Consider the following 15,168-nt stretch of genomic DNA (forward strand, 5'->3'; position numbering starts at 1 on the left):
TGACAAATCGTTATTTAACACTTACCACTTGCTGCATATCAGCAATCATCTGCTCAGTCGCATGCACACCAGCAACCCCCAAATACCAAGCATTGAGATTTAAGTAGGTGACACGATGATGTTTGTATGCGTCCGTCTCTTTAACGAGTGCATTTTCAAAGTATTCATGCGTATGACTTTTACCTTTATTGACCAGTTTGTCGCGGTCAATAATAAATAGGGTTTGTGGGTTGTGTTCACGAATATATTCGTAAGAGATCAAATCACCGTGACGATTACTCTGCTTCACTTTCACCGTAGGCGTAAAACCAAAGTCTTCATAGACAGAAGAGAACCGTGACTTTTCACCAAAAGTACTCACATTACCGCCAGTCGACAAGACCGTCATGGCATCTTCATGGTGTGCTTGGTTATACGCTTTGATCTGTTTGAATTCTTTATCTAATTGAGCAATTTTTGCATCGACCTTAGGCTCAATAGCAAAAATTTTACCTAAGTTACGCCATTGTTGTTGAGTATTTTTCCAGTAATCGGTGGTATCAACGTTACCGAATACGATAGTAGGCGCGATGTCTGATAATTCTTTGTACGCTTTGGCCGCTCGCGGACCAATAATGATCAAATCGGGTTTTTCAGAATAGATTTTTTCAAAATCTGGATCGAACAGTGATCCAGCCGAACCATATTGCTCACCTTGATATTTCTTTAAAAAGTCGGGCATAAAACCCACTTTTGATACGGCAACAGGTTTAATACCGAAAGCATCGATGGCGTCTAACGCCCCTATTCCGATCACCACAACTCGTTTCGGTTGTTGTTCTAGAGTCGTTTTCCCTAGTTCGTGTTGAATGGTAACGGTACTTGCTTGGGAAGAAAAGGCAGCCAAAAGCCCTAAAATGGCAACACTCGTCGACGCTTTCATAAAAAGGTTCCTTACATTGTTCAAATGCTATAGATTTTGATACTTATTCTCATTTATGACTGGTACTATACCGTTGCCAATCCCCCATCGCAATAGGATTCAAAGCCTTAGCTAAGTCAATTGGTTAGATAGAAGTCTTTCGGCAGAAAAGTTGCAGTTTTTTACAACAAACTGGCGTTAATTTAGCCAAAACTCAACCTGAATTTAACATCAAATTGGGACACAAAAAGAGATGCACTGCTTTTGGGCAGTGCATCATGTCGAGAAAAAAGCAGTGTTAACCCATGAGTAAGGCGCTAAGCACAGGATTTAAGCAAAGTGATGGGGTAAGTGGTTAATTCACACGCTTGTACATGGATAATGGTTTGTTCTTGCATGATATGCCAAGCACGACCGCTCTCAAGCGGCTCAGACGCCAACACCATACCTCTCTCACAGCATTTAGTGAATACAGTCGGTGGATGGCCATCACTGCTGTAGCGCACAACCCAAAAACTCTGTCCATCAGAGATGCACATTGAAGCGCGAAATGGTTCAGTCACGCCTTTATCAGCAATAACATCTTCAATTTCACTGATGGTTATATTGATTGCGGCAATAGGATCATCACGTAAACCATTTTTGATCATCAATAAAAAGATCAATTCACTATCTGTTGTGCCATTGCGCTTTATATAGAGCTCTTCTGGTAAATGCTTTTCCAGCTCCCACTTCACTTTTTCAAATTGACCAATTTGACCATTGTGCAGAAACATCCACTGATCATCAATGAACGGATGGCAGTTTGAACGAGATACTTGAGTTCCAGTAGAGGAACGCACATGGGCCATAAACCGATGCGACTTTATATGGTGAGTCAACGATCTCAGGTTATCATCACTCCATGCGGGTAACACTTCATGAAATTGTCCCGGAGTTTCTCTTCCATCCGTATACCAACCCAAACCAACCCCATCAGCATTCACGCGTGTCACGGCTTTACGTGCTTCTAGACTTTGGTGAACCAGTGAATGCTCTGGTTCGTAAACTAATTCATCGAGATAAATGGGGACGCCTTGATAGGCAAGCCAACGGCACATAATTACTTCCTAACAACTACAACTGGCATCAATAAACCACGTTTAACGCAGAGTATCAACATCTCACATAAAATTTATTAATATATTATTACTATTAGTTATATGGCATTAAGTAGTGTTCATCCCTGAACTCGATATGGTTAGTTATCTATGCTGTTTTTGTCATTTTAATCAGCAGTAAGCATCTAATAAGCTTGATATTTTGGCTATTATCACCAAAAGTTTATTGTCCTTACACAAACAATATAAATCACTTATATAAGTTTCTGTTCTATAGCTTAAATTGTGCAACTAACCGATCCAGCTCACCAGACACCAGATCTAAATTTCCACTCGCTTGATTGAGTTGTGAAGCAAACTCTGCGGTTTGGTTAGTCAGTTGATTAATATCCTCGACATTACGATTAATATCTTCAACCACCGTAGACTGTTCTTCTGTTGCGGTTGCAACTTGGATATTTTGATCGCTAATGTCATGAATATGGGTATTGATTGTGGCTAACGCCTCTGTGGCACTATTCGCAAAATCTACGACTTTCTGACTTTGCTGCTGTCCATTATCCATCGCATTGACCGCCAATTTAGATTCATTTTGTAACGAATCAATCACTAGCTGAATTTCGGATGTGGATTGAGCCGAACGGCTTGCTAAGGTGCGGACTTCATCGGCAACCACAGCAAAACCACGTCCCTGCTCACCGGCTCGTGCTGCTTCAATGGCAGCGTTAAGCGCCAGTAAGTTGGTTTGCTCAGAGATACTACGAATGGTCTCGAGAGTCGTACTAATCACGGCGACTTGTTTCGCTAATGAATCCACCACACTATTTGCTTCGGTCAGTTCATGCGATAAATACCCAATTTGTTCACGCGCTTGGCCAACCACGTTTTGCCCTTCACCGGAACGTTCCGTTGCTTCTTTTGCCACATCTGCGGCTTGAGCAGCATTATTGGCAATTTCACTGACCGTTGCACCTAACTCATTAATAGCGGTTGCCACCTGCAGGGTACGATCGCGTTGTGAAGTGCAGTTACTTTGCGTTTGATGAGAGCGTTTTGCGACATCTTTTGCCATCACACCCAGCTCTCTTGACTGCGCCGCGACTTGATCAATAGTACTGTGTAATTTTTCGATGAATTGATTAAAACTGCGTGCTATATCGGCCAACTCATCACGTCCATCGAGATCGATTCGGTGATTAAGCGCTAAGTTTTGCGCGGCATCAATAAGGGTGGATTTAATAATATCAACCCGTTGTCGCAGGTGAGTGATAATAACCCACGCGGTGACGATAGAAATGACTAACCCGATGATAATAAGCGCTATCTCAATCACTTTACCGCTTTGATATTCTTCATAACTTAAACGATTTTGGTGTTCTGCCTGCTTTAATAAGTCATTGAGCAAGATGTCGGAAGCGTGACGTATTGCGCTATAATGCTTGGCATATTGATCACGATAGATGGCTTTGGCATGGTCAATGTCACCCCGCTCGAAAGCAGCTAACAGCGGTGTTAAATCATCACTGACCATTGTATTAAATTGTTGGCGAATTTTTTCAGCTTTCTTTTTCAATAAAGGATCGACCTGCGCTTCAACAACTCTATTCATCGCATCGCTCATTTGCGGTATATCTTCGTTACGCGTCTCTTGCACCCTAGTTAATATACCTTTGGCATCTTTTAAGGACGTTTCTTGTAGTAACATCATATCGATTCCCACCCTCATGCGCGGAATTCTAGATGCAGCTTCCGCGACAGCGCGCATAGGGTTGGCGGTATTTAAATACAATTCGGATGCGCGATGTTGCATTAAAGACATAGAGTAAAGACTGGTTATTGCAACACACAACGCTGCAATGCAGGGAATAGCCACCGCGATGATCAGCCGCGACTGTAGGGTTAATCGATTGATACGCATATAGAGTCCTTTTGCCCTAGAAAACGATAACTTACGTTTATAAAATTATTATTTTATTGGGCGACAATTATAAGCATCTACAGACATATCAACAACGAAAGAAAACGTTTCACCTCTCCTAACTTACAAACTTGAATTAACATCACAAAATTCAAGGTTTTTATCGAACAACAACCCAATAAGTGACTGATTTAAATTCATTAAATTTATAACAATTCTCTTTAAACCATATAAGTCACTACCGAAGTCATGACACTTATACACACCATAAATCCCATGAAAACACCTTTCGTTGTATCAGATCGTCTAAAATGCACGAAAAAAGGTGCCAAGAGAAAAATACTGGCAAAGACAGGGAGTACTTGCTCTGGTTCTAACGCAAATATCGCTAATAAACATAGAGCTGAAAGCGCGATCCATTCTGTTTTTAAAGTCAGCTTAATCCCTAAACTGATGACAAATATGATGGCGATGGCTGTCACTAACATAAAACACCTACATGATACTAATTCTCATTTGCATTAATAATAGTGTTAATCCCGTAATGAAGCAAGGGTAAAAAGAAAATTTCGCATAGTCCAATACGCTGGTTATACTCTGCGCTAACGTTACTGAGACAATCGGCCACATAGAGCCACAAATTAGAATAAGAGACGATTATGACGAACCCCATCACCACCCCTTGCATTGCTGCTTGTAAAAATACTGGTGGTATATGCTCTGGATGCAAACGCACTATCGAGGAAATTGTAAGCTGGAAAGAGTTAGATGAGAGAGAAAGAGCTAAGTTGATGAGTGAATTGGCGGGGGAAATCTCTACTCACACCTGCCCTTCTTGTGGAAAACCAGCGCAATGTGATATCGCAGCAGGCAAGTCCACCTGCTGGTGTTTTTCAGTAGAAGAACGTGAGCCTATGCTCGGCTTAGAAACAGAATCCTGCTTATGTCGTGATTGTCTGACTAAACAGCCAATCGCCTGAAGCAAAAAGCCGCAAAGTGTTAACTTCGCGGCTTTCATAAGTGTTATACCCAAGTAACCTCAAGATGCTGTTTCAGCGAGAATGTATTCGCTCTTAGGCAAGGCACTGATTTGAAGACATAGTCATTCTACGTAGAAAATCAGTAACACAGCCTAGGAGCGAATAAAACTCGCCCTTCGGGAGCTCATCAACAAACCTATTTCTGCGCCCAATCACGTTAAAAGGGAATGACCATTCCTGCCGTGATTGAGCTTGACCTAGGCTCGTTGATGAAGCTCTGAATCCTGCATCTTGAGGTCATTTGGGTATATATCGAATCCGTTATTTTTTTGGACTTAACGCTTCACCTGCAAACGTCACACCTTCCCAACCGTTGGCAATAAACTGACGAATATTTTGATGGTTATCGGCGGTCGGTTGCGCAAGCACCTCATCACGATAAATTTCACCAAAGCAAGCAATCGTCTGTTCTGGAGTTAATCCATGCAATTTGGCAAAGGCAAAAATTTTGCACGACCCTTGGTTTTGTCCCTCGGCATTTTCAACATTGCCATTCGTAAAAGCGACTGGAGTAAACTCATAAGCAGATTCGATAGAAGCGATGACCTCTTTAAATTGAATCTTATCCGCTGAAGTGGTGATTTGCTCGAGCAATGTTTTGATATCCATAAATTCCTTATTGAGTTAACTCTTCTGTATTGACCCAAATAACATGGCAAGGGGATCATTATTCCTGCCGTGATTGAGCTTAACCTAAGCTCGTTGATGAAGCTCTGCATCTTGAGGTCATTTGGGTATAAATGGCTTAGAGCGCCTATCTTGCCTAAAAAATCCCATAACTGAAACAGTTAACCGAAAAAAGTCCACCCATAATTGATTACTTAAGATTATTTCCTTGTGCAACTTGGTTCTTTTTTAACCTTGTCTACAATTAAGCTTAGACAGTGTTAGCGTAATGCAAACATTAAGGACTAAAACGATAACGCAGGGCCGCGTTCTCTTTGCTGAACTTACAGCCTCTGCGATAAATGTCAGGTATCAGGATGAAAAAATTCTTTAGGCAATTTCCCCTTTACCAACTGGTCACTATCTTAGCAGGCTTACCTATTTTGATTAGTATCGCACTTTCTGTCTCTGAGATACGTCAGTTTGACCGAACAGCTGAGCATACAAAGTACGACAACGAAGCAGTTAACCTAATGATTGTGTACGATAACTTAGCACACAACCTTGCGGTCGAGCGTGGCCTTACCGCAGGTATGTTAGGTTCCAAAGGTAAGCAGGAACAAGTCGATGCACTGGCAGATCAACGAAAAAAAGTCGATCAAGCAGTTCAAACTCTTAATCAATTTAATGTGGCCTTCATTTCCCCCAAGTTCGCCCACAACTTGCAACAAGACGTGTCGGCTGAGCTCGGTAAATTGGTCGAGGTACGTAATCAAGTCAATTCACTGTCGCCAACGATCTCGCCTTTTGCCTATTACTCTAATTTGAACCGCCTTGCGATTAATAATGCGAGTATTTTGCTCAGCAAAATTGAAAGTGTCGACGTCGCGACCTTAGGTAAGTCTTTATTATCCATCATGGAAATTAAAGAGCGGGCAGGACAAGTGCGTGGGGCTCTAAATGGCGCATTTGCCCGCAAATCTTCGAATATAGAGCAATATGTTGCCGTCATGGATTACATCAAATCGGCTGATTACGCAACTCGGCAGGCGATGTTAACTATGCCCCCATCGGCCTTGGCTCAATTCGAGCAAGTCATTCAAAGCAACACGTGGAAGCAAGTTTCCGACATCCAAAATCAATATCTTACCCAAAAAAATACACTCGATGCATTACAAGGCCCTGCCGCAACGGAATGGTTTGCTTTAGCGACGGAACGTATTAAACAAATAAACCAAGTGCGTAATACCCTGCAAAAAGATATGCAATCTTTAACGCAAGATAAAATCAATACCGCAACGCATTATGAGATGCTTCTAATTGTGGCAAGTATCCTTGGTGGGCTGGTATTAATAATTGTATTGTTCATTGTTATTAGCGATTTAAAACAGCGGATTGGGTTACTCAATAGTGAACTGGCCAATATGGCACAACATCGCAATCTCACTCATAGCTTTCAAAGTGATGGCAAAGATGAAACAGCGCAGGTTTCTAATAGTATCAACACCCTGATTTTGAGCGTCCGCGATCTGTTGAAAAACGTCATAAGTACTAATAACCACAGTAGCGATCGATTGAAACAGATCGTTCAAAGCGCCAAAGATCTCGGTAATAGTAGTGTTAATACAACCGCCAAATGTACCAATATCGCTGCTGCAATGACCGAATTATCTCAATCCAGTACTGAAATCGCTCACTCTTCTGAACGCGCATTAGAAGAAACTCAAGAAATGAACGATAAAATCAGTGCCTGCCAGACTCAAAGTGTCTCCTCATTTAAAGCTGTTGAAGCGTTAGTCGAGCAAATAGAACAGACTCAGGCCTGTATGCAAGAGCTCGAAAAAGATGCAGATAGCGTAGGTAAAATTGTCGAAACCATCAATGGTATTTCAGAACAAACCAATTTGCTGGCGCTGAATGCCGCTATCGAAGCCGCCCGAGCGGGTGAACATGGCCGTGGATTTGCCGTCGTTTCTACCGAGGTTCGTGATCTGGCTCAACGCAGTAAAGAAGCGACCGAACACATTAGTGAATTGCTGGGCAATATGACCAACAACACGGAAATGGCCGTTGAAAATATGGCCAAAAGTCGAGCTGCCACCGACGATACGTTCAACTCAGTCAACACTGTAAAAGGCAGTATTGATGAACTCGAATCGGTGATTGATTCTGTGAATTCACATATCAACAGCATCGCTAACGCCACCATAGAGCAATCGAAAGCAAGTGAAGAAGTTAACCGCGACATTGATACTCTATCTGGTATCGCCGAGCACACCGGAAATCTTGCGCAAGATATGAATAACATCGTGACCAACTACTCTTCGGAAGTAAAACAAGTGAAAGAACAGCTGAATCAGTTTGATGTGTAATGGCCTGACATAAGGTTTAAAACAACAAGGCACGCCATGGCGTGCCTTGATTTTACATGCAAAAGTAAAACTAACGATCTTAACGTTTCTTGCGTGTCCGACTCGCCAATTCTACAGCGCGTAGCTGTGCTAATGCTTTGGTCAGTTCAACTTGCGCTTGAGAGAAGCTCATGTCACCACCAGACTGACGAATATTCTCTTCCGCAGTCTTACGGGCAGCTTCAGCACGTGCTTTATCAATTTCAGTACCGTGAAGCGCGGTATCTGCAAGCACAGTGACGCTGTCTGGCTGAACTTCGACCAAACCACCTGAGATGTACAAAATCTCTTCTGGTTGATCCAACTTACCAGCAATACGCGCCACGCCAGGCTTAATTTTACTGATCAGTGGTGAGTGTCCAGGACGAATCCCTAACTCACCATCAGCACCAGCAATAGCTAACGCATGCGCCGGACCGGTATACAAAGTGCGTTCCGCGCTAACCACGCTCAATTGAAACGTATTTTGCGTTACACCTATAGCCATAATGCCTCCGATAATTACAGTGTTTTCGCTTTTTCCAACACTTCGTCAATCGTACCGCAGTACAAGAACGCTTGTTCTGGAATGTCATCGTATTGACCATCTAACAAACCTTTGAAGCTTGAGATGGTGTCTTTCAATGACACGAATACACCAGGCTGACCTGTAAACACTTCTGCTACGTGGTATGGCTGAGTCAGAAAACGCTCAACTTTACGTGCACGAGACACCAAACGTTTATCTTCTTCAGAAAGTTCATCCATACCCAAGATAGCGATGATGTCTTTTAGCTCTTTGTATCGTTGCAGAGTCATCTGTACACGTTGAGCAACATCGTAATGTTCTTGACCAACAACCAATGGGTCCAATTGACGAGAAGTCGAATCCAATGGGTCTACCGCTGGGTACAAACCAAGTGCTGCAATGTTACGAGACAATACAATGGTTGCATCCAAGTGAGCAAACGTGGTCGCTGGTGATGGGTCAGTCAAGTCATCGGCGGGAACATACACCGCTTGAATAGACGTGATAGAACCAGATTTAGTTGACGTAATACGTTCTTGAAGCACACCCATTTCTTCTGCCAATGTAGGTTGGTAACCTACCGCAGATGGCATACGACCTAGCAGTGCAGATACTTCTGTCCCTGCCAAGGTGTAACGATAGATGTTATCGACAAACAGCAGTACATCACGGCCTTCATCACGGAAACGTTCAGCGATAGTCAAACCAGTCAACGCAACACGAAGACGGTTGCCCGGTGGCTCGTTCATCTGACCGTAAACCATCGCAACCTTGTCCAGTACGCCAGCGTCTTTCATTTCGTAGTAGAAGTCGTTACCTTCACGGGTACGTTCCCCTACACCAGTAAACACGGACAAACCAGAGTGGGCTTTAGCGATGTTGTTGATAAGTTCCATCATGTTAACGGTTTTACCAACACCCGCACCACCGAACAGACCGATTTTACCACCCTTAGCGAATGGACAAATCAAATCGATAACTTTGATACCGGTTTCTAAAAGCTCAGTCGAGTTAGATTGCTCTTCGTAACTAGGTGCTTCACGGTGAATCCCGTATTTCAGTTTTTCACCAATAGGACCACATTCATCGATTGGGTTACCCAATACGTTCATGATACGACCTAGGGTTTCTTCACCAACAGGTACTTCAATTGGGCCACCAGTGGTTTCGCACTGAATGCCACGTTTTAGACCATCAGACGTACCCATTGCGATACAACGTACCACACCGCCGCCTAACTGTTGCTGTACTTCAAGCATCAATGACGCGTCAGCACCACCGAGCACTTTCAGCGCATCATAAACACGCGGACCTTGGTTCTGTTCGAACTCAACGTCGACAACCGCGCCAATGACTTTGACGATTTTGCCAATACTCATAATTAAAACCTCAAATTTCTCTCTCTAAACCGCTGCTGCACCGGAAATAATTTCCGTCAACTCATTGGTGATCGCTGCCTGACGGGCTTTGTTAAATGCCAGTTCAAGGTCATCAATCAACTGACTTGCGTTGTCAGTCGCTGATTGCATTGCCATCATCCGCGCGGCTTGTTCACAAGCGATACTCTCAACCACACCCTGATAAACCAGTGATTCGACGTAACGGTGAATCAGATGGTTGAGTATGTCTTGAGGAGACTGTTCGTAGATGTAGTCCCAACGAGTTTCTTTATTGCGTTCAGTGTCTTCTTTAGGGAAAGGCAACATTTGCAGTACGCGTGGTTTTTGCACCATGGTATTGACAAATTGGTTGAACACTAAGTACAGACGATCAATCTTACCTTCGGAATAATGCTCAAGCATGGCGTTGACCGTACCGAGCAAATCTTCGAGTTTTGGCTTATCACCAAGACCGGATGTCTGTGCAATCACATTCCCTATTGAACGGAAAAAGCTAATGGCTTTTGAACCGATCAACGTGGTATCCACCTCAACGCCTTTTTCCTGCCACTGTTTCATATCAGTGAGCACACTCTTAAAGAGGTTGGCGTTAAGACCACCACATAAACCACGATCAGAAGAGATAATTACGTAAGCAACACGCTTAACTTCTCTCTCTTGCAGGAATGGATGAGTATATTCCAAGGTCCCGCTTGATACGTGGTTGATTACCTTACGCATATTTTTCGCGTAAGGGCGCGATGCTTCCATGTTTTCCTGCACTTTACGCATTTTACTGGCAGCAACCATTTGCATCGCACTGGTGATTTTTTGGGTACTCTGAACACTAGCAATCTTGGTGCGAATCTCTTTAGAATTTGCCATAAAGGCCTCCTAGTTAATTACGCTTTACCGTTATTGCAGTGCAGTGAACGATTCCAATAAGCTAAACAGTTGTTTTTCTTCTTCATCGCCATAAGCGCCAGTCTCATTTAAATGAGCCATTAATTCCGCTTGATTTTGATGAGCGTAAGAAAGTAACTCTTCTTCAAATTGACCAAGATTGCCTAGCTCAATACTGTCTAAGAAACCTTTTTCCGCTGAGAAGATAACCACTGCTTGATCAGCCACAGTCATTGGTGAGTACTGTTTCTGTTTCATCAGTTCAGTCACTTTTTCACCATGGTCTAGCTGACGACGAGTCGCTTCGTCCAAATCAGATGAGAACTGTGCGAACGCTGCCAATTCACGATATTGCGCCAATGCAGTACGGATACCACCTGACAATTTTTTCATGATCTTGGTTTGTGCTGCACCACCTACACGAGACACTGAGATACCTGGGTCAACCGCTGGACGTAGACCAGAGTTGAACAACTCAGTTTGTAGGAAGATCTGACCATCAGTAATCGAAATTACGTTAGTTGGTACGAACGCTGATACGTCACCCGCTTGAGTTTCGATGATTGGCAACGCCGTTAATGAACCCGTTTTGCCTTTCACTTCACCGTTAGTTACGCGTTCTACGTATCCTTCATTCACTCGCGCAGCACGTTCTAGTAAACGAGAGTGGAGGTAGAATACGTCACCAGGGAATGCTTCACGACCTGGTGGGCGTTTTAGTAGCAAGGAAATTTGACGATAAGCCACGGCTTGTTTTGACAAGTCATCGTATACGATTAACGCGTCTTCACCACGGTCACGGAAGTATTCACCCATGGTACAACCAGAATATGGCGCTAGGTATTGCAGCGCAGCTGCTTCAGACGCAGAGGCAACCACAACGATAGTGTTGTCTAGCGCGCCATGCTCTTCCAGTTTACGTACCACGTTAGCGATGGTTGATGCTTTTTGACCAATCGCCACATAGATACTTTTAACACCCAATGATTTTTGGTTAATGATCGCATCGATCGCCATGGCTGTTTTACCAGTTTGACGGTCACCGATAATCAATTCACGTTGCCCACGACCGATAGGAATCATCGCGTCAACGGCTTTATAACCCGTTTGAATTGGTTGGTCTACCGATTGACGGTCGATAACCCCAGGCGCAATCACTTCAACAGGTTTGTGCAGTTTTGCTTTAATGGGACCTTTACCATCGATTGGTTGACCTAATGTGTTGACCACACGGCCAAGCAATTCATTACCCACTGGTACTTCTAAGATACGACCAGTACCCTTCACTTTCACCCCTTCGCAAAGGTCAGCATAAGGGCCCATAACAACGGCACCAACAGAGTGGCGTTCTAAGTTTAGCGCCAGTGCAAAGCGGTTGTCAGGGAGTTCGATCATTTCACCTTGCATCACGTCTGATAGACCGTGAATAGTGATGATACCGTCACTTACAGAAACGATTGTACCTTCGTTTTTTGCTTCAGTAGCAAGATCGAAGTTAACGATACGCTCTCTGATTAATTCACTAATTTCATTTGAATTTAATTGCATTTCTTTACCCCATTACGCATGTAGGTTGGTCGAGAGGCGGCCGATGTTAGAGATGACGCTGCCATCAAAGACCATTTGATCGGCTTTAATCACCACACCACCTACTAGGGATGGATCAATTTGTTGTTCCAGCACGACGGTTTTTCCGAATTTATTGCTTAATGCTTCGGTAATCTGCGCCAATTGATCTTCACCAAGTAACTCAGACACGCATACTGTGACATTCATTGTTTTCTCAAACTCCGCTTGTAATGCACGGAATTGGTCAATCACTTCGGTCAACGCGGATAAACGTCTGTTCTCAGCCATGATTTTGAGAAAGTTTTGGAAGTATTCGTTAAACCATTCTCCCCCTGCGTGTAACAGCAGTTGAAGTACTTGATCTTCTGAACCTTCTCCATCCAACTCGGCGATCAATTGGGCAACGGTAGGTTGTTCTAATACCATCCCAACGACCTCAAGCATCTGCTGCCAATCAGCTAACGCATCATTGTCTTTTGCGTAGTCAAAGGCAGCTTTTGCATATGGTTGAGCAATTTCTGTCACTTCAGACATGCTCCCCCCCTACAGCTCTTTGATGAAGCGATTAACAAGGTCACGATTCGCTTCGCTATCGAGATTACGGCTAATTAATTTACTCGCACTTTCGATTACCATGTCAGCCATTTCCGCTTGCAGTTCTTGGCGTAGGCGATTACGTTCTGTTTCAATTTCCGCCTGCCCTTCTGCAATAATGCGGGCTTTTTCTTTATTGGCCAGCTCGACTGCTTCTTCAATCATTTTCTCTTGGCGTTGTTTGCCTTGATCAACGAGAGTTTTAGCTTTATCACGAGCTTCAGCAACCAAAGTAGCGCCGTTAGCTTTTGCCAGCTCCAGCTCTTTCGCTGCATCGTCTGCATGTTCCAGACCTTTAGCGATTTCTGCGCGGCGTTCATCCAACAGTTTGACGAGTGGTGGCCATACGTATTTCATGCAGAGCCATGCGAAAATCACAAAGGAAATCACTTGGCCAAGCATTGTTGCATTAATGTTCATAGCACCCTCACATCTATAACGTTATTAGTTTCGGTTAGTTTGAATTACGCTACAGCGAAGATGATGTACAAACCGATACCAACACCGATCATAGGAACCGCGTCCACAAGACCCATCATGATAAAGAATTGGGTACGAAGCATTGGGGTCAAATCAGGTTGACGCGCGACACCCTCAAGATATTTACCCGCTAGGTTACCGATACCAGATGCAGCCCCTGCTGCACCTAGACCAATCAGTAGTGCACCGGCTACATATAGAACTGCGCTAACGATATCCATAACAACTCCTAGAATTGAATCAAAGATTTAATAAGTTAAATTGAACTAAAAATTAATGGTTTTCTTCCACTGCCATCGCCAAATATACGATGGTCAATACCATGAAAATAAATGCCTGTAGAATTACTATTAATACGTGGAATAAAGCCCATGGAACACTTAATGCCCATTGAATCCACCAAGGTAATAATGCAATTAGAATGAAGATCATTTCACCAGCATACATATTACCGAATAACCGTAATCCTAGAGATATAGGTTTGGAGATTAGAGTTACCATTTCCAAAACAAAGTTAACAGGATACAAGAACGGTGAAGTAAAAGGCTGAGTTGTTAACTCTTTGATAAAGCCTGTAATCCCTTTACTTTTAAGTGTGTAACCAATAACTAATACAAATACACATAACGCCATCGACATCGTAATATTTACATCCGCGGATGGTAGTGCACGGAAATGCCCTATACCTATGGCTTGAGTAAATTGAGGAATTAAATCGACTGGTAATAAATCGATAGCATTCATCAATAATACCCACACGAAAATAGTTAATGACAAAGGACCAATTAAACGATCTTTTGACTGAAATATTTCGCTACATAGGTTTTCTACAAACTCAAATATTAACTCAATAAGACACTGAAAACGGCTTGGCACTCCTTTCGTACTTTTGCTAATCGCATAGCGGAACGAGAGTATAAAAATGAGACCGAGCAACCAAACCATAAACATGGAGTCGATATTGATACCCCAAAAACCTTCCCCTTGAGTCAGGAAAGTTAAGTGGTGCTCAATATACTCATGAGCGGTTTCAATTTTTGCCATCTATGCCTTCCCTTCATCTTGACCAGCCATCAGTGGTGTAACGAAATGCCCAAGCATCGCGACACTGAATGCGATCAAAACGACTACATTGTGAAGAGACAACAACTTAAAAGTTAAGACAAACAATAAAACTGTATATATCAACTTTGTCCGACGACTTAATTTCATTAAGTCTCGAAGGCTCTTCGTAGGTTGAGACCTCGATTTAATAGACGCTAACCCCATCCCTAAATAGGAAGGGAGAATTGCGATAATAACTCCAATACACGCAGACTCAGCACTCAATTTACCTTGAGAGAAAAACACACCAATGATGAATAATATTCCCAAAGTTAACTGCGCACAGAGTATTCTTCGTCCAGCTAACATGATGGCTTTGCTGGTACTATTAGCAACCATAAATCACCCATTAAGAACAACTTGACACGTTTTGATAAGTAAAATTCACAAAACTCATCAAATTACTTAATTACATTTCACCCTGATAAATTAAACAAACCAAAATAATAAAAATCTGATAAATAAAATTCACAGAATAAATAATCTTAAGAGAATCATCCATAATTCTCCTGACGAAAAAAATATACACCGATAATTTCTTAGAACTAAAGTCCAAAAACCTGAAAATTATCATTTCATTTTTGAAAGGAAAATCCAATTGTTTTTTTCAAATTTTAGGAATATCGTAAAAAGCAAGTTTGTAACAGCATTGCAG

16 protein-coding genes are annotated in these 15,168 nt (G+C 42.7%); 2 read left to right on the forward strand and 14 right to left on the reverse strand.

Features of this window, described 5'->3' with window-relative positions; translation table 11 throughout:
• Positions 1-10 precede the first annotated feature (10 nt).
• The 4 genes from I1A42_RS20080 to I1A42_RS20095 all read right to left on the reverse strand — a co-directional run bounded on the left by I1A42_RS20080 (position 11) and on the right by I1A42_RS20095 (position 4,407).
• Positions 11-922 carry a siderophore ABC transporter substrate-binding protein gene (locus I1A42_RS20080; protein WP_196124665.1) on the reverse strand — a complete coding sequence of 304 codons (912 nt, stop codon included), beginning with the start codon at positions 920-922 and terminating at the stop codon, positions 11-13.
• Between the two features lie 296 nt (positions 923-1,218).
• Positions 1,219-2,001 (reverse strand): class II glutamine amidotransferase, encoded by a 783-nt coding sequence (locus I1A42_RS20085; protein ID WP_196124666.1) that lies wholly within the window; start codon positions 1,999-2,001, stop codon positions 1,219-1,221.
• Between the two features lie 271 nt (positions 2,002-2,272).
• Positions 2,273-3,919, reverse strand: a complete 1,647-nt coding sequence (locus I1A42_RS20090) for a methyl-accepting chemotaxis protein (RefSeq protein ID WP_196124667.1) — start codon at positions 3,917-3,919, stop codon at positions 2,273-2,275.
• Positions 3,920-4,140: 221 nt separating this feature from the next.
• Positions 4,141-4,407, reverse strand: a complete 267-nt coding sequence (locus I1A42_RS20095) for a hypothetical protein (protein ID WP_161155473.1) — start codon at positions 4,405-4,407, stop codon at positions 4,141-4,143.
• Between the two features lie 171 nt (positions 4,408-4,578).
• On the opposite strand from I1A42_RS20095, the gene I1A42_RS20100 reads away from it, so the two are divergent.
• Complete coding sequence (locus I1A42_RS20100) at positions 4,579-4,899, forward strand: cysteine-rich CWC family protein (RefSeq protein ID WP_230389673.1); 321 nt, start codon at positions 4,579-4,581, stop codon at positions 4,897-4,899.
• Positions 4,900-5,220: 321 nt separating this feature from the next.
• On the opposite strand, the gene I1A42_RS20105 is transcribed toward I1A42_RS20100, so the two are convergent.
• Positions 5,221-5,568, reverse strand: coding sequence for a HopJ type III effector protein (locus tag I1A42_RS20105; RefSeq protein WP_196124668.1), 348 nt, complete (start codon positions 5,566-5,568; stop codon positions 5,221-5,223).
• Between the two features lie 374 nt (positions 5,569-5,942).
• On the opposite strand from I1A42_RS20105, the gene I1A42_RS20110 reads away from it, so the two are divergent.
• Complete coding sequence (locus I1A42_RS20110) at positions 5,943-7,937, forward strand: methyl-accepting chemotaxis protein (RefSeq protein ID WP_196124669.1); 1,995 nt, start codon at positions 5,943-5,945, stop codon at positions 7,935-7,937.
• 79 nt (positions 7,938-8,016) lie between these two features.
• Here the strand turns inward: I1A42_RS20110 and I1A42_RS20115 are convergent, their stop codons facing one another.
• From I1A42_RS20115 to I1A42_RS20155, 9 genes are read right to left on the reverse strand one after another with little or no spacing between them, the layout of a single operon-like run.
• Entirely contained in the window at positions 8,017-8,463 is a 447-nt protein-coding gene (locus I1A42_RS20115; RefSeq protein ID WP_161155467.1) for a F0F1 ATP synthase subunit epsilon, read from the reverse strand.
• A 14-nt stretch (positions 8,464-8,477) separates the two neighbouring features.
• Positions 8,478-9,863: a F0F1 ATP synthase subunit beta gene (gene atpD, locus I1A42_RS20120; RefSeq protein WP_196124670.1), complete on the reverse strand. Its 1,386-nt coding sequence runs from the start codon at positions 9,861-9,863 to the stop codon at positions 8,478-8,480.
• A 24-nt stretch (positions 9,864-9,887) separates the two neighbouring features.
• On the reverse strand, positions 9,888-10,748 hold the full coding sequence (gene atpG, locus I1A42_RS20125; protein ID WP_161155463.1) for a F0F1 ATP synthase subunit gamma: 861 nt from the start codon (positions 10,746-10,748) through the stop codon (positions 9,888-9,890).
• A gap of 30 nt (positions 10,749-10,778) precedes the next feature.
• Positions 10,779-12,314 (reverse strand): F0F1 ATP synthase subunit alpha, encoded by a 1,536-nt coding sequence (atpA, locus tag I1A42_RS20130; protein ID WP_196124671.1) that lies wholly within the window; start codon positions 12,312-12,314, stop codon positions 10,779-10,781.
• A gap of 12 nt (positions 12,315-12,326) precedes the next feature.
• Complete coding sequence (locus I1A42_RS20135; protein WP_196124672.1) at positions 12,327-12,869, reverse strand: F0F1 ATP synthase subunit delta; 543 nt, start codon at positions 12,867-12,869, stop codon at positions 12,327-12,329.
• 9 nt (positions 12,870-12,878) lie between these two features.
• Positions 12,879-13,349, reverse strand: coding sequence for a F0F1 ATP synthase subunit B (locus I1A42_RS20140; protein ID WP_196124674.1), 471 nt, complete (start codon positions 13,347-13,349; stop codon positions 12,879-12,881).
• 44 nt (positions 13,350-13,393) lie between these two features.
• Positions 13,394-13,630: a F0F1 ATP synthase subunit C gene (gene atpE / locus I1A42_RS20145; RefSeq protein ID WP_004730405.1), complete on the reverse strand. Its 237-nt coding sequence runs from the start codon at positions 13,628-13,630 to the stop codon at positions 13,394-13,396.
• A 52-nt stretch (positions 13,631-13,682) separates the two neighbouring features.
• Complete coding sequence (atpB, locus tag I1A42_RS20150; protein WP_161155455.1) at positions 13,683-14,453, reverse strand: F0F1 ATP synthase subunit A; 771 nt, start codon at positions 14,451-14,453, stop codon at positions 13,683-13,685.
• Entirely contained in the window at positions 14,454-14,852 is a 399-nt protein-coding gene (locus tag I1A42_RS20155; protein WP_196124675.1) for an ATP synthase subunit I, read from the reverse strand.
• Positions 14,853-15,168 lie beyond the last annotated feature (316 nt).

Origin of the sequence: Vibrio nitrifigilis (assembly GCF_015686695.1) — a bacterium.
Classification (GTDB): domain Bacteria; phylum Pseudomonadota; class Gammaproteobacteria; order Enterobacterales; family Vibrionaceae; genus Vibrio; species Vibrio nitrifigilis.

Coding starts and splice junctions, on each gene's coding strand:
- I1A42_RS20080 (WP_196124665.1), bottom strand. CDS start 922: ATGAAAGCGTCGACGAGTGTTGCCATTTTAGGGCTTTTGGCTGCCTTT.
- I1A42_RS20090 (WP_196124667.1), bottom strand. CDS start 3,919: ATGCGTATCAATCGATTAACCCTACAGTCGCGGCTGATCATCGCGGTG.
- I1A42_RS20095 (WP_161155473.1), bottom strand. CDS start 4,407: ATGTTAGTGACAGCCATCGCCATCATATTTGTCATCAGTTTAGGGATT.
- I1A42_RS20135 (WP_196124672.1), bottom strand. CDS start 12,869: ATGTCTGAAGTGACAGAAATTGCTCAACCATATGCAAAAGCTGCCTTT.
- I1A42_RS20105 (WP_196124668.1), bottom strand. CDS start 5,568: ATGGATATCAAAACATTGCTCGAGCAAATCACCACTTCAGCGGATAAG.
- I1A42_RS20085 (WP_196124666.1), bottom strand. CDS start 2,001: ATGTGCCGTTGGCTTGCCTATCAAGGCGTCCCCATTTATCTCGATGAA.
- atpA (WP_196124671.1), bottom strand. CDS start 12,314: ATGCAATTAAATTCAAATGAAATTAGTGAATTAATCAGAGAGCGTATC.
- I1A42_RS20140 (WP_196124674.1), bottom strand. CDS start 13,349: ATGAACATTAATGCAACAATGCTTGGCCAAGTGATTTCCTTTGTGATT.
- I1A42_RS20100 (WP_230389673.1), top strand. CDS start 4,579: ATGACGAACCCCATCACCACCCCTTGCATTGCTGCTTGTAAAAATACT.
- I1A42_RS20155 (WP_196124675.1), bottom strand. CDS start 14,852: ATGGTTGCTAATAGTACCAGCAAAGCCATCATGTTAGCTGGACGAAGA.
- I1A42_RS20115 (WP_161155467.1), bottom strand. CDS start 8,463: ATGGCTATAGGTGTAACGCAAAATACGTTTCAATTGAGCGTGGTTAGC.
- atpE (WP_004730405.1), bottom strand. CDS start 13,630: ATGGATATCGTTAGCGCAGTTCTATATGTAGCCGGTGCACTACTGATT.
- I1A42_RS20110 (WP_196124669.1), top strand. CDS start 5,943: ATGAAAAAATTCTTTAGGCAATTTCCCCTTTACCAACTGGTCACTATC.
- atpB (WP_161155455.1), bottom strand. CDS start 14,453: ATGGCAAAAATTGAAACCGCTCATGAGTATATTGAGCACCACTTAACT.
- atpD (WP_196124670.1), bottom strand. CDS start 9,863: ATGAGTATTGGCAAAATCGTCAAAGTCATTGGCGCGGTTGTCGACGTT.
- atpG (WP_161155463.1), bottom strand. CDS start 10,748: ATGGCAAATTCTAAAGAGATTCGCACCAAGATTGCTAGTGTTCAGAGT.